This is a genomic window from Bradyrhizobium sp. Ken64, assembly GCF_055807555.1.
On the sequence record NZ_JBVVPA010000004.1, the window covers coordinates 223,222 to 236,521 of the forward strand.

Genomic DNA, 13,300 nt, shown 5'->3' on the forward strand with positions numbered 1-13,300 from the left:
GGTCCTGGCTTTCGCCAGGACGACAGTGGTGTTTGCTGAAGCTGAGTGCCGGCCTTGAGCCTCACTCCGCCCCGATCGTCGTCAGATCCTGGAACCAGTGCTGGGCCTGGACGAACTGCTTGACCTTGGGCGACAGCGCATGCGGATTGGTGTCGTGCACCACCCACACCAGCGCGGCGTCGTCGACGATCAGCGCGTGCGCCTGCGCCAGCAGCTCGTCCTGCTTGGTGCTGTCGAAGGTCTGCTTGGCCTCGTCGATCAGGGCATCGACCTTCGGGTTCTTGTAGCCGCCCCAGTTGACGCCGACCGGCGCGATCTGGCTCGAATGGAAGAAGCGGACGATGGCGTAGAGCGGATCGGACGTGACGTAGGCGATGTTGTTGGCGGTGATGCCGGCGTTCATCTCGTCGGCCGCACCCTTGCGCCAGTGCGTATAGAGTGTCTCGAGCTCGACGACCTTGAAATCGATGTCGATGCCGATCTCCTTGAAGCTCTGCTGCAAGAATTCGTTCATCGGCAGCGACAGCATCTGGCCGGTGCCGCCCTGTGCGATGATGAAGGTGGCCTTCAATGGCTTCGCCTTGGAGTAGCCGGCTTCCTCGACCAGCTTCTTGGCGGCGGCGACATCGTATTTCAGCTCGAAACTCGGCTTGCCGAACCAGGGGCTCGACGGATCGACCTGTCCCTTGGCGGGTTTTGCAAGCCCATTCATCAGGCCTACCACGGCCTCACGATCGATCGCGAGGTTGAGCGCCTTGCGCAGGCGGATGTCGGTCCAGGGCGAACCCGGCAGCACGCTCAGATGATAATTCCAGACATGCGGCGTGACGTTGTCGACGAGCTTCATGCCGGCAGCTTTGAGCTGCGGCACGGCATCCGGGGCCGGCGTTTCGATCAGATCGACTTGCCCGGCGAGCAGCGCATTGGTGCGCGTCAGCGCTTCCGGCATCGGCACCAGCACGAGCTTGTCGACCTTTGGAATGCGCTTCTTGTTCCAATAGTCGGGATTCTTCGTGAGCTCGGCGAGCTCGCGCGGCACCAGTTTGGTCAATTTGAACGGGCCAGTCCCCGAAGGCTGGCTCGCGAACTTGTCCCAATCCTTGCCGAGCTTTTCGTATTGCGTGGGGCTCGACACCAGGAACCACAACATCTGATAGGGAAAGAAGGAATCGACCGTCTTGGTGGTGATCTCCACTGTGGAGTCGTCGATCTTGGCGTAGCTCGCGACCGAAGGCAGGCGGGTCTTGACCTGGGCGCTCTGGCGCTTGTCGAATTGCGGCGCCTTGTCGTTGAGCACCTTGTCCAGATTCCAGATCACGGCATCGGCGTTGAACTCGCTGCCGTCGTGAAACTTCACGCCCTTGCGCAAGGTGAAGCGCCATTTGGTCTTGTTCTCGTCATCGACCTTCCACTCGGTGGCCAGTCCCGGCACCAGCTTGCCGGGCCGGTCGGCGACGTCCATCTCCCACGCCACGAGCGGATCGTAGATGGTGTAGGCCGTGAACTGGTAGGCGCCGGCGCCGCGATCGGGCTGGCCGGTGGTCAGCGGGATGTCCGCCATCGAGATGCCGTAGCGCAGCACCGTTTCGGCGCCCGCCGGAATCGCGGACAACGCCAGTGCAAGCACGGCGAAACAGGTCGATAGTCGGATACGCATAGGCCAAAGCTCCAGGGAAGACTTCAAGGACAATCGGAGCCCAACCTGCAATCTTGATGCCAGAATAGGCAGTGCGTTGCCTTCGCCGACGTGCGATCACAAGGACTTGTCGTCGCAGGGGCAATTTGCAGAAAAAGTTTCCCCATTGGCATAGCCGTTGCATACGTTTGCATCAAAATTAGTCATCGAAGCCGGAAAAAGGATTGAGGCAATGCTGATCAACAAAAACAAGACCCGCGCGGCGCTGATCGCGTTGCTGGCGCTCAGTAGCGCAGCTGCGTGGCCGCGCGCGGCCGGTGCCGAAACCGTGCTGCGCATCGCCATGACTGCTGCCGATATTCCGCGCACGCTGGGCCAGCCCGATCAGGGCTTTGAGGGCAACCGCTTCACCGGCCTTACCATGTACGACGCGCTCACCGGCTGGGACCTGTCCTCGGCCGACAAGGCCAGCGTGGTGATCCCCGGCCTTGCCACCGAGTGGAAGGTCGACGATGCCGACAAGACCAAATGGACTTTCAAGCTGCGGCCGGGCGTCACCTTCCATGACGGCTCGCCGTTCAATGCAGACGCCGTGGTGTGGAATGTCGAGAAGGTGCTGAAGCAGGACGCGCCACAATTCGATCCGAGCCAGGTCGGCGTCACTGCCTCGCGCATGCCGACGCTGGCATCCGCGAAGAAGATCGACGACATGACGATCGAGCTCACCACCAAGGAGCCCGACAGCTTCCTGCCGATCAACCTCACCAACCTCTTCATGGCGAGCCCGGCGAAATGGCAGCACTTCTACGACAAGGCAGAAGGCGCTGACGCCAAGGCGAAGTCGCAGGCGGCCTGGACCGCGTTCGCCAAGGATGCAGCCGGCACCGGTCCCTGGAAGATGGCCGCGTTCACCCCGCGCGAGCGGCTCGAGCTGGTCAAGAATGCGAGCTACTGGAACAAGGACCGCGTGCCCAAGGTCGACAAGATGGTGCTCCTGCCGATGCCGGAAGCAAATGCGCGCACCGCAGCGCTGCTTTCCGGGCAGGTCGATTGGGTCGAAGCCCCGGCGCCGGACGCGTTGCCTGAATTGAAGCAGCGCGGCTTCAAGCTCTACGCCAACGAGCAGCCGCATGTCTGGCCGTGGCAGTTCTCGCGCGTCGAGGGCTCGCCCTGGAACGACATCCGCGTCCGCAAGGCCGCGAACCTCTGCGTCGATCGCGAAGGCCTCAAGGACGGCCTGCTCGCGGGGCTGATGGTGCCGGCGACCGGCACCTTCGAGGTCGGCCATCCCTGGCGCGGCAAGCCGACCTTCGAGATCAAGTACGACAAGGCGGCTGCGCAGAAGCTGATGCAGGAGGCAGGCTTCGGCCCGAACAAGAAGCTGACGGTGAAGACCCAGACCTCGGCGTCCGGCTCGGGCCAGATGCAGCCGCTGCCGATGAACGAATATCTGCAGCAGGCGCTGGCCGAATGCTATTTTGACGTGCGGCTCGACGTCATCGAATGGAATACGCTGTTCACCAATTGGCGCCGCGGTGCCAAGGATCCCAGCGCCAACGGCTCGAACGCGACCAACGTCACCTACGCGGCGATGGATCCGTTCTTCGCACTGGTGCGCTTCCTGCAATCGGGCATGGCCCCGCCGGTCTCGAACAATTGGGGTTTCATCAACAACCCAAAATTCGACGAGCTCGTGAAGAAGGCACGGCAGACCTTCGATCCCGCCGCGCGTGACGCCGCGCTCGCCGAACTGCACGCGGCCTCCGTGGACGACGCAGCCTTCCTCTACGTCGCCCACGACGTCGGCCCCCGCGCCATCAGCCCGAAGGTGACAGGCGTCGTGCAGCCGAAGAGCTGGTTCATCGACTTCTCGCTGGTGTCGATGCAATAATTCGCGCCGCGCACTCGCTGCACCCTCTCCCCTTGCGGGAGAGGGTGGCTTCGCCTTAGCGAAGCCGGGTGAGGGGTCTGTCTCCGCGAAAGCGGACCTCTCAACTGACGCAGTATCATTCGCGGAAACAACCCCTCATCCGGCGCTTCGCGCCACCTTCTCCCACAAGGGGAGAAGGGAAGAAAAGAAACAACGTGCTCGCCTATATCGCCAGACGCATCGTCTACGTCGTCCCGATCGTCATCAGCGTCGCGCTGGTGTGTTTTCTGCTCGTGCACATCACGCCGGGCGATCCGCTGGTGGCCGTGCTGCCGGCCGATGCCTCGCAGGAGCTCGCCGCCCAGCTCCGCACCGCCTACGGTTTCGATCGCCCGTTGCCGGTGCAGTTCGGGCTTTGGCTGCTCCGCGCGCTTCATGGCGATCTCGGCAATTCCATCGCCACGGGCCGCCCGGTGCTCGCCGAAGTCATGCGCGCGGTCAGCAACACCGTCACGCTGGCGATTGCGGCGGCCATCATCGGCTTTACTATGGGCGTCCTGCTCGGCCTGATCGCCGGCTATTTCCGCGAAACCTGGATCGACAAGCTGGCGACATCCTTTGCCATCGCCGGCGTTTCGGTGCCGCATTATTGGCTCGGCATGGTGCTCGTCATCATCTTCTCGGTCCAGTTGAATTGGCTGCCCGCCGTCGGCGCCGGATCCGGCGGCTCCGCCGCCTGGGCCTGGGACTGGGCGCATTTGCAATATCTCGTGCTGCCGGCGATCACGACCTCGGTGATCCCGATGGGCATCGTCACCCGCACGGTGCGCGCGCTGACCGGCGACATTCTCAGCCAGGACTTCGTCGAGGCGCTGCGTGCAAAAGGCCTGCATGAGCGCGGCGTGTTCCGTCACGTCATCAAGAACGCCGCGCCCACCGCGCTCGCGGTGATGGGACTTCAGCTTGGTTACATGCTTGGCGGCTCGATCCTGATCGAGACCGTGTTCTCCTGGCCGGGCTCGGGCTTCCTGCTCAACTCGGCGATCTTCCAGCGCGACCTGCCGCTGCTCCAGGGCACGATCCTGATCCTGGCGCTGTTCTTCGTCTTCCTCAATCTGCTGGTCGACATCGCGCAAGCCGCGATCGACCCGCGCATCAAGCGGGGCTAGCGATGAGCGAGGCTGGAACCGTGAAAAAGGTGCGCTCCCTCCCCCGCCTGCGGGGGAGGGTTGGGGAGAGGGTGTCTCCTCAATCGAGAACCCCCAAGAGGAAAGAACCCTCACCCGGTGCTGCGCGCCGACCTCTCCCGCACGCGGGAGAGGTGCTCCGCCGTCTTGATGGGCATCGAATTCCGCGATGCTTAACGGAGGCTCGCTGATGACCGAGCTTCCGTTGTCCGTAACCAACGATGCGGCGCTTCAGTCCGCGCCCGCGACCAAGGCGCGCGGCTATTGGGCGACCGTCGGCCGTCGTATCCGGCGCGACAAGGTCAGCATGGTCTGCGCACTGGTGCTGCTGCTGATCTTCCTGTCCGCGATCGTTGCGCCGTGGCTCGGTCTGGAAGATCCCTACAAGGGCTCGATGATCCGCCGCCTTCGGCACATCGGCACATCAGGCTACCCGCTCGGCACCGACGAGCTCGGCCGCGACATGCTGGCGCGGCTGATCTATGGCGGCCGGCTGTCGCTCCTCATCGGCATTCTGCCGGTGATCCTCGCCTTCTGCATCGGCACGTCGCTCGGCCTCGTTGCCGGCTATGTCGGCGGCAAGCTCAACACCGCGATCATGCGTACGATCGACGTGTTCTATGCCTTTCCATCCGTGCTGCTGGCGATCGCGATCTCCGGCGCGCTGGGCGCGGGCATCCTCAATTCCATCGTGTCGTTGACCGTCGTGTTCGTGCCGCAGATCACCCGCGTCGCCGAAAGCGTCACGACGGGCGTGCGCAACATGGACTTCGTCGATGCCGCGCGCGCCTCGGGTGCGGGACCGTTCACCATCATGCGCGTTCATATCCTCGGCAATGTGCTCGGTTCGATCTTCGTCTACGCGACCAGCCTGATCTCGGTCTCGATGATCCTTGCGGCAGGCCTGTCCTTCCTTGGACTCGGCACCAAGCCGCCGGAGCCGGAATGGGGCCTGATGTTGAATACCCTGCGGACCGCGATCTACGTCAACCCCTGGGTCGCCGCGCTCCCCGGCGCGATGATCTTCGCGGTCTCGATCTGCTTCAACCTGCTCTCGGACGGCCTGCGTAGCGCCATGGACATCAGGAACTAGCCATGAGCGAAACCAATACGTCGGTCGCAATGCTGGAGCCGATCGAAGACCTCGGCGGCGTCGCCCAGCCGCTGCTCCAGGTCAACGGCCTGACCAAGCATTTTCCGGTTCGTGGCGGCCTGTTCGCCGCAAAGCGTACCGTGCGTGCGGTCGATAATGTCTCGTTCACCGTCGCCAAGGGCGAGACCGTGGGCATCGTCGGCGAGTCCGGTTGCGGCAAGTCGACCACCGCGCGGCTGCTCATGCATCTGATGCCGCGCGACACCGGCGACATCATCTATGACGGCATGAGCGTTGGCCAGTCGCTCTCTCTGCGAGAGCTGCGCCGCGGCATGCAGATGGTGTTCCAGGATTCCTACGCCTCGCTCAATCCGCGCCTGACGATCGAGGAATCGATCGCCTTCGGTCCGAAGGTGCATGGCATGGCCGACGGCGCCGCGCGCGCGCTGGCGCGCGAGCTGCTGGGCAAGGTGGGCCTGGTTCCGGCAAATTTCGCCAACCGCTACCCCCACGAGATCTCCGGCGGCCAGCGTCAGCGCGTCAACATCGCGCGGGCGCTGGCACTCTCGCCGCGTCTGGTGATTCTGGACGAAGCCGTCTCCGCGCTCGACAAGTCGGTCGAGGCGCAAGTGCTCAATTTGCTTGCCGACCTCAAGCGCGAGTTCGGCCTGACCTATCTCTTCATCAGCCACGATCTCAACGTCGTCCGCTACATCAGCGATCGTGTGCTGGTGATGTATCTCGGCGAGGTCGTCGAGCTCGGCCCGGTCGACGAGGTCTGGGACCAGCCGGCACATCCCTATACGCGCGCACTCCTTGCCGCGATGCCGTCTTCGGATCCGGACCGCCGCACTCAGACGCCGCCGATCACGGGCGATCCGCCCAACCCGATCGATCCGCCCTCGGGCTGCCGCTTTCACACCCGTTGCCCGTTTGCGGAGCCGCTCTGCGCAAATGCGACACCAAAACTCACCGCGCTCGATAGAATGGGCCACGAGGCCGCGTGCTACATGGCGATCCCGGGGTCAGGCCATAGCCGCGCGCCGAAGGAGGAAACCGCATGACGAGACCGACGACAAAAGAGATCAAGGCGACGGCACAGGTCGCCGGCGTTCCCGTCGACGACGAGATCGCGGCGCGCATCTCCAATTCCATCGGATCAGCCTTCGAGGGCTTTGCGGCCATTGCCGGCACGTTGCCGTTCGATCTCGAGCCCGCGCTCTATCCGATCGCGCAGACTGCGAAGCTCTCGAAATGAGCACCGAGCCCGCATTGATGACGCTCACCGAGGTCGCGCGCGCGATCGCGATGAAGCAGGTGTCCTCGCATGAGGTGACGCGCGCGCTGTTGCATCGCATCGCGCAGTGGCAGCCGCATCTCAACGCCTTCATGTCGATCGAGGCAGAGGCGGCGCTGAAGGCGGCCGAAGCCGCCGACGCCGAACTCGCCAAGGGCGAAGTCCGCGGTCCGTTGCACGGGGTGCCGCTCGCGCACAAGGACATGTACTACGACGCAGGCCACATCGCGACCTGCGGCTCGCTGATCCGCCGCGATTTCGTTCCGACAGTGACCTCCACCGCCTTGCAGCGGCTGAAGGACGCCGGCCAGGTTCGCCTCGGCACGCTGCATCTCGCGGAATTCGCCTATGGCCCGACCGGCCATAACGCCCATTACGGTCCGGTGCGCAATCCCTGGAGCGTCGCGCACATTACCGGCGGCTCGTCGTCGGGCTCGGGCTCGGCGGTCGCGGCGCGATTGACCTATGCCGCGCTCGGCTCCGACACCGGCGGCTCGATCCGCATGCCCGCGCATTTCTGCGGGGTCACTGGACTGAAGACCACCGTCGGCCGGGTCAGCCGCGCCGGCGCGATGCCGCTGTCGCAGTCGCTCGACACGGTCGGCCCGCTCGCCCGCACCGCCGAGGATTGCGCGCTGCTGCTGGCGCTGATGGCCGGCCCCGATCCTGAGGATTCGACCTGCAGTCATGAGCCGCTGTCTGACTATGTCGGCGCGACCAAGGGCTCGTTGAAGGGCCTCAAGATCGGCGTTCCCTCGTCCTTCTATGTCGACGATCTCGACGGCGAGGTCGCGCGCGTGCTCGACGAGACCATTGCGGTCCTCAAGCGCGAAGGCGCCGACATCGTCACGGTCGAGCTGCCCGATCAGCGGCAATTGTCCTCGGCAAGCCAGCTCGTGCTTGCAGCCGAAGCCGCCGCCTTCCACAAGCGCTGGATGATCGAGCGGCCACAGGATTATGGTCCGCAGGTGTTGATGCGGCTCCAGAACGGGCTGGCGGTCCCCGCCATCACCTATCTCGAGGCGATGCGTTGGCGTGGGCCGGCACTTGCCGCGCACAATGCAGCAACGGCTGGCGTCGACGCGATCATCGCACCGGCTTCGCCCGTCCCGGCGCCGACGATCGAGGAGAGCGACGTCGGCGGCGGGCCGAACGCGCCGGCGCTGTTGCAGCGGCTGACGCTGTTCACCCGTCCGGTGAATTACCTCGGCCTGCCGTCGCTCACGGTGCCCTCGGGCTTCACCAAAAGCGGCCTTCCGATCGGCATGCAGCTGATCGGCCGATCCTTCGATGAAGCGACGCTGCTCACAATCGGCGCCGCGTTCCAGCGCGCCACCGACTACCACGACAGGCTGCCGAAACTTCCGTCATGACAAAGCTCGTCGAGATCTCAGGCCTCAACATCCGCTTCACCGGCGAGCGCACGGTCTATGCTGTGAACGATCTCAGCCTCTCGCTCGGCGACGGCGAAGTGCTGGGCCTGCTCGGAGAATCCGGTTCGGGCAAGAGCGTGACCTTGCGTGCGCTGATGCGCCTGTTGCCTAAGAAGCGCACGCAGATCACGGGCAAGGTCAACGTCATGGGCCGCGACGTGCTCGCCATGAACGACGAGCAGCTGTCGTCGTTCCGCGGCCAGACCGTGTCGATGATCTTTCAGGAGCCGGCGCTCGCGCTCGATCCGGTCTACACCATCGGCGCGCAGATCGCCGAAAGCGTGGTGCGTCACGAAGGCAAGTCGTATGCGGAGGGCAGGGCACGCGCACTCGAAATGCTCGAGGTCGTGCGCATTCCTTCCGCAACACGCCGGCTCGATGCCTATCCGCATGAGATGTCCGGCGGCATGCGTCAGCGCGCGATGATCGCGCTGGCGCTCGCGTGTCGTCCCAAGATATTGCTCGCGGACGAGCCGACCACTGCGCTCGATGCCACCGTGCAGATCCAGATCCTGCTGCTGTTGCGCGAATTGCAACGCGAGTTCGGCATGTCCGTCATCTTCGTCACCCACGACATCGGCGTCGCCATCGAGATCTGCGACCGGGTCGCGGTGATGTATGCCGGCCAGATCGTGGAGCAGGGCACGCTTCGCGACATCGTCCGCTCGCCGGTGCATCCCTATGCCAAGGGCCTGCTCGCCTCGACCGTCCACGGGGCCAAGCGGGGACAGCGGCTCGAGACCATCCCCGGCACCCCGCCGTCGCTTGGCGAGAGGCCGCACAACTGCTCCTTTGCGCCCCGCTGCCCCGCTGCCCAGCCGCGCTGCCTGGAGCAGCTGCCCGGGAATGTGGAGGTCGGGCCGGGCCGGGCGGCCCGGTGCGTGCTGGCGGAGCCGGTCACCGCGCTGTTGTGATACCTGGACCGCAAGCGGGGAACGGGGGAACAGCATTCAGACCTCGTTCATCCCGGTTCCGCTTCCATGGAACCGTTCATGGAGAGGGACCTCGCTTATGTACATTTCGAATGAAGGCTTGCTTGTCATCCTGTTCGTCGGCCTCGTCGCTGGTTGGCTGGCCGGCAAAGTGGTGCGCGGAACCGGGTTCGGCATCATCGGCGATATCGTGGTCGGCATCGCCGGCGCGCTGGTGGCAAGCTTCCTGTTTCCGAAGCTCGGCATTCACATCGGCACCGGGCTGATATCGGAGATCATCTATTCCGCCATCGGCGCGGTCATCCTGCTGCTGGTGGTGCGGCTGGTCCGCGGCGGCGGCCGGTTCTAATGGCGCCCGGGTTCAATTGATCGAACTTTTGACCTCTCCCCGCCCGGGGAGAGGTGACATGTCTGCAAGAAAAAGCCGCAAGATCGTGAGATTCCGGACTTGCGTGCAAGGTCGGTCGGGGGTGATGTGGGCCATAGGGGTCCCGGGTGTTCGACTGCGTTGGGCGATGAGCGCAAACGCGATGTTAATCCGGGTCAATTACTCCTGAATTTGCCTTTGAAATCAGGGACTTTGGCCCCTACCCGAAAGAGATCAGACTGATGGCAGCCGTTCCCGGCGTCCGCCGCTCAGAGCTCGGTGATGCGCTGCGCGCCTGTCGCACGGCGTTCGTCGGCGTCGGCTTGATGAGCTGCATGATCAACCTGCTCTATCTGACCGGGTCGATCTTCATGCTGGAGGTCTACGACCGGGTGCTGCCGAGCCGCAGCATTCCGACCCTGGTCGGCCTGATCGTCCTCGCCAGTTTCCTCTACATGGCGCAGGGCGTGCTGGACATGATCCGCAACCGGATCCTGGGCCGGGTCGGCACCGCCCTGGACGAAGCCTTGAACAAGCGGGTGTTCGACACCATCGTGCGCCTGCCGCTGCTGGTCGGCAGCCGCAACGAGGGGCTTCAGCCGCTGCGCGATCTCGACAATGTCCGCTCCTTCCTCGGCGGCATGGGCCCGAGCGCGTTCTTCGACCTGCCCTGGCTGCCGCTCTATCTCGCCATCTGCTTCGCCTTCCACGTCATGATCGGCGTCACCGCGCTGGTCGGCGCCGTCATCCTGGTCGGGCTGACGCTGGTCACCGAGTTCATGTCCCGCCAGCCGGCGCGCGAGGCGATGGGGCTCGCGGCCCAGCGCAACGATCTCGCTCAGGCCAGCCGCCGCAACGCCGAAGTCATGGTGTCGATGGGCATGGCCGGCCGGATGAACGCGCGCTGGAGCGAGGCCAACGAAAAATATCTCGACGGCAACCAGCGTGCGAGCGACGTCGCCGGCGGTCTCGGTGCAGTCGCAAAAGTGCTGCGCATGATGCTGCAATCGGCCGTGCTCGCGGTCGGCGCCTATCTCGTCATCCACCAGGAGGCGACCGCCGGCATCATCATCGCCGGCTCGATTCTCTCGGCCCGTGCGCTCGCGCCGGTCGACCTCGCGATCGCGCACTGGAAATCCTTTGTCGCGGCACGTCAGAGCTGGCACCGCCTGACCCGCCTATTGGAGCAGATGCCGGCGCAGGCGATGCCGACACAGCTGCAGGCGCCCACCAGCCGCCTCTCGGTCGAAGGCGTCGCCATGGTGCCGCCGGGCGACCAGCGCCTCATCGTGCAGGACATCACCTTCGCGCTCGAAGCCGGCAACGGCCTCGGCGTGATCGGACCGAGCGGCTCCGGCAAGTCGTCGCTGATCCGCGCGCTGGTCGGCGTCTGGCAACCGGTTCGCGGCAAGGTGCGGCTCGACGGCGCGGCGCTCGACCAGTGGTCGTCGGACATGCTTGGCCGCCATATCGGCTATCTGCCGCAGGACGTCGAATTGTTCGGCGGCACCATCGCGCAGAACATCAGCCGCTTCGATCCCGAGGCCACCTCCGATGGCATCATCGCCGCCGCCAAGGAAGCCGGCGTGCACGAGATGATCATCAAGATGCGCGAGGGCTACAACACCCAGGTCGGCGAGCAGGGCACGGCGCTCTCCGCGGGCCAGGCGCAGCGCGTGGCGCTGGCGCGCGCGCTCTATGGCAACCCGTTCCTGATCGTGCTCGACGAGCCCAATTCCAATCTCGATACCGAAGGCGACGAAGCGCTGACCCGCGCCATCCGTGCGGCGCGCGAGCGCGGCGCCATCGTCGTCGTGGTGGCACATCGCCCGATCGGCGTGGAAGCGGTCGACCAGATCCTGGTGCTGCGCGACGGCCGCATGCAGGCCTTCGGGCCGAAGGAACAGGTGCTCGCCCAGGTGCTCCAGCCGCGCGTGACACCGCCGGCTCCGATCAAGATCGTCAGCGAAGGCGGAGCCAAGGCATGAGCACGATGGCGCTCGGCGGCGCGAAGCCTGCCGCGAAGCGGACCGTACGGCAGTCGATCCGGTTCCACTTGATGCTCGGGCTTGGGATCGTGCTGGTCCTCCTGGTCGGCCTCGGCGGCTGGGCTTCGACGGTGCAGATTTCCGGCGCGCTGATCGCGCCGGGTCAGATCGTGGTCGAATCCAACGTGAAGAAGGTCCAGCATCCGACCGGCGGCGTCGTCGGCGAGGTGCGTGCTCGCGACGGCGACGTGGTCAAGGCTGGCGACATCGTGGTGCGGCTCGACGACACCGTCACCAAGGCTAACCTCGCCATCGTCACCAAAAATCTCGACGCCGCGCAGGCGCGTGCGGCGCGGCTCCAGGCCGAGCAGCGCGGGATCGACAGGATCGACTACCCGCAAGCGCTGCTCGATCGCGGCAACGATCCCGACGTCAAGGCGCTGCTCTCCGCCGAAACCAAGCTGTTCGACGTCCGCGTCAACGGACGCGCCGGCCAGAAGGCGCAGCTGCGCGAGCGCATCCAGCAGCTCAACGAGGAGATCGAGGGCCTCTCCGCGCAGGAGCGGGCCAAGGACAGGGAAATCTCGCTGGTGCAGCAGGAGCTGATCGGTGTCCGCGATCTCTATGACAAACACCTGGTGCAGATCTCCCGTCTGACCACGCTCGAACGCGATAGTGCCCGCCTCAACGGCGAGCGCGCGCAATACATCGCCTCGCGCGCGCAGGCCAAGGGCAAGATCACCGAGACCGAGCTCCAGATCATCCAGGTCGACAAGGATATGGTCAGCGAGGTCTCCAAGGATCTGCGCGAAACCAACGACAAGATCGGCGAAATGATCGAGCGCAAGGTCGCCGCCGAGGACCAGCTTCGCCGCGTCGACATCCGCGCGCCGCAGGACGGCATGGTGCTGCAGTCGACCGTGCACACCGTTGGTGGCGTCATCACCGCCGGCGACGCCCTCATGCTGATCGTGCCGCAGGCCGACGATCTCCAGGTCGAGGCCAAGGTCAATCCGGTCGATATCGACAAGCTCCAGATTGGCCAGAAGACGCTGCTGCGCCTGTCCGCCTTCAACCAGCGCACCACCCCGGAGCTCAACGGCGTCGTCAGCCGCGTCTCGCCCGACGTCACCACCGACCAGCGCACCGGCCAGAGCTACTACACCATCCGCGTCTCGCTCTCGGCAGAAGAGGTCGCCAAGCTCGGTGACTCCAGGCTGATTCCCGGCATGCCGGCGGAAGCCTTCGTCCAGACCGGCGACCGCACCATGCTGTCTTATCTGATGAAGCCGCTGCACGACCAGTTCATGCGGGCGTTCCGGGAGAAGTGACGCGCGAAGGCGCATCCTCGCCTCCTTTCGTCATTGCGAGCGTAGCGAAGCAATCCAGGTTGCCTCCGCGGCGAGATTTCTGGATTGCTTCGCTACGCTCGCAATGACGGGCGGCTTCTTTCTTGCTTTGGTTTTCTTGCTATAGTTCGATTCAGCCCCAGCAACC

The 13,300-nt window shown here is 64.8% G+C and carries 11 protein-coding genes; 10 read left to right on the plus strand and 1 reads right to left on the minus strand.

The window, feature by feature from the left end; genetic code table 11:
• Positions 1-61: 61 nt before the first annotated feature.
• Positions 62-1,657 carry an ABC transporter substrate-binding protein gene (locus AC0L2F_RS09200; RefSeq protein WP_473248178.1) on the minus strand — a complete coding sequence of 532 codons (1,596 nt, stop codon included), beginning with the start codon at positions 1,655-1,657 and terminating at the stop codon, positions 62-64.
• A gap of 211 nt (positions 1,658-1,868) precedes the next feature.
• Between AC0L2F_RS09200 and AC0L2F_RS09205 the strand changes: the two genes are divergently transcribed.
• The 10 genes from AC0L2F_RS09205 to AC0L2F_RS09250 all read left to right on the plus strand — a co-directional run bounded on the left by AC0L2F_RS09205 (position 1,869) and on the right by AC0L2F_RS09250 (position 13,134).
• Positions 1,869-3,527: an ABC transporter substrate-binding protein gene (locus AC0L2F_RS09205; RefSeq protein ID WP_473248179.1), complete on the plus strand. Its 1,659-nt coding sequence runs from the start codon at positions 1,869-1,871 to the stop codon at positions 3,525-3,527.
• A 194-nt stretch (positions 3,528-3,721) separates the two neighbouring features.
• On the plus strand, positions 3,722-4,675 hold the full coding sequence (locus tag AC0L2F_RS09210) for an ABC transporter permease (protein ID WP_007605172.1): 954 nt from the start codon (positions 3,722-3,724) through the stop codon (positions 4,673-4,675).
• Between the two features lie 208 nt (positions 4,676-4,883).
• Positions 4,884-5,786, plus strand: a complete 903-nt coding sequence (locus tag AC0L2F_RS09215) for an ABC transporter permease (protein ID WP_063996786.1) — start codon at positions 4,884-4,886, stop codon at positions 5,784-5,786.
• A gap of 2 nt (positions 5,787-5,788) precedes the next feature.
• Positions 5,789-6,850: an ABC transporter ATP-binding protein gene (locus tag AC0L2F_RS09220; RefSeq protein ID WP_473248180.1), complete on the plus strand. Its 1,062-nt coding sequence runs from the start codon at positions 5,789-5,791 to the stop codon at positions 6,848-6,850.
• Positions 6,847-7,044: a hypothetical protein gene (locus AC0L2F_RS09225; RefSeq protein WP_473248181.1), complete on the plus strand. Its 198-nt coding sequence runs from the start codon at positions 6,847-6,849 to the stop codon at positions 7,042-7,044. Before AC0L2F_RS09220 ends, AC0L2F_RS09225 begins: the two co-directional genes overlap by 4 nt.
• Complete coding sequence (locus AC0L2F_RS09230; protein WP_473248182.1) at positions 7,041-8,456, plus strand: amidase; 1,416 nt, start codon at positions 7,041-7,043, stop codon at positions 8,454-8,456. Before AC0L2F_RS09225 ends, AC0L2F_RS09230 begins: the two co-directional genes overlap by 4 nt.
• Positions 8,453-9,430, plus strand: coding sequence for an ABC transporter ATP-binding protein (locus AC0L2F_RS09235; RefSeq protein WP_473248183.1), 978 nt, complete (start codon positions 8,453-8,455; stop codon positions 9,428-9,430). Before AC0L2F_RS09230 ends, AC0L2F_RS09235 begins: the two co-directional genes overlap by 4 nt.
• A gap of 97 nt (positions 9,431-9,527) precedes the next feature.
• Positions 9,528-9,797 (plus strand): GlsB/YeaQ/YmgE family stress response membrane protein, encoded by a 270-nt coding sequence (locus tag AC0L2F_RS09240; protein WP_007605178.1) that lies wholly within the window; start codon positions 9,528-9,530, stop codon positions 9,795-9,797.
• A 260-nt stretch (positions 9,798-10,057) separates the two neighbouring features.
• Positions 10,058-11,803, plus strand: a complete 1,746-nt coding sequence (locus tag AC0L2F_RS09245; RefSeq protein ID WP_063994601.1) for a type I secretion system permease/ATPase — start codon at positions 10,058-10,060, stop codon at positions 11,801-11,803.
• Positions 11,800-13,134 carry an HlyD family type I secretion periplasmic adaptor subunit gene (locus AC0L2F_RS09250; protein WP_007605181.1) on the plus strand — a complete coding sequence of 445 codons (1,335 nt, stop codon included), beginning with the start codon at positions 11,800-11,802 and terminating at the stop codon, positions 13,132-13,134. Before AC0L2F_RS09245 ends, AC0L2F_RS09250 begins: the two co-directional genes overlap by 4 nt.
• Positions 13,135-13,300: the final 166 nt, after the last annotated feature.

Coding starts and splice junctions, on each gene's coding strand:
- AC0L2F_RS09230 (WP_473248182.1), top strand. CDS start 7,041: ATGAGCACCGAGCCCGCATTGATGACGCTCACCGAGGTCGCGCGCGCG.
- AC0L2F_RS09225 (WP_473248181.1), top strand. CDS start 6,847: ATGACGAGACCGACGACAAAAGAGATCAAGGCGACGGCACAGGTCGCC.
- AC0L2F_RS09245 (WP_063994601.1), top strand. CDS start 10,058: ATGGCAGCCGTTCCCGGCGTCCGCCGCTCAGAGCTCGGTGATGCGCTG.
- AC0L2F_RS09235 (WP_473248183.1), top strand. CDS start 8,453: ATGACAAAGCTCGTCGAGATCTCAGGCCTCAACATCCGCTTCACCGGC.
- AC0L2F_RS09200 (WP_473248178.1), bottom strand. CDS start 1,657: ATGCGTATCCGACTATCGACCTGTTTCGCCGTGCTTGCACTGGCGTTG.
- AC0L2F_RS09220 (WP_473248180.1), top strand. CDS start 5,789: ATGAGCGAAACCAATACGTCGGTCGCAATGCTGGAGCCGATCGAAGAC.
- AC0L2F_RS09215 (WP_063996786.1), top strand. CDS start 4,884: ATGACCGAGCTTCCGTTGTCCGTAACCAACGATGCGGCGCTTCAGTCC.
- AC0L2F_RS09205 (WP_473248179.1), top strand. CDS start 1,869: ATGCTGATCAACAAAAACAAGACCCGCGCGGCGCTGATCGCGTTGCTG.
- AC0L2F_RS09240 (WP_007605178.1), top strand. CDS start 9,528: ATGTACATTTCGAATGAAGGCTTGCTTGTCATCCTGTTCGTCGGCCTC.
- AC0L2F_RS09250 (WP_007605181.1), top strand. CDS start 11,800: ATGAGCACGATGGCGCTCGGCGGCGCGAAGCCTGCCGCGAAGCGGACC.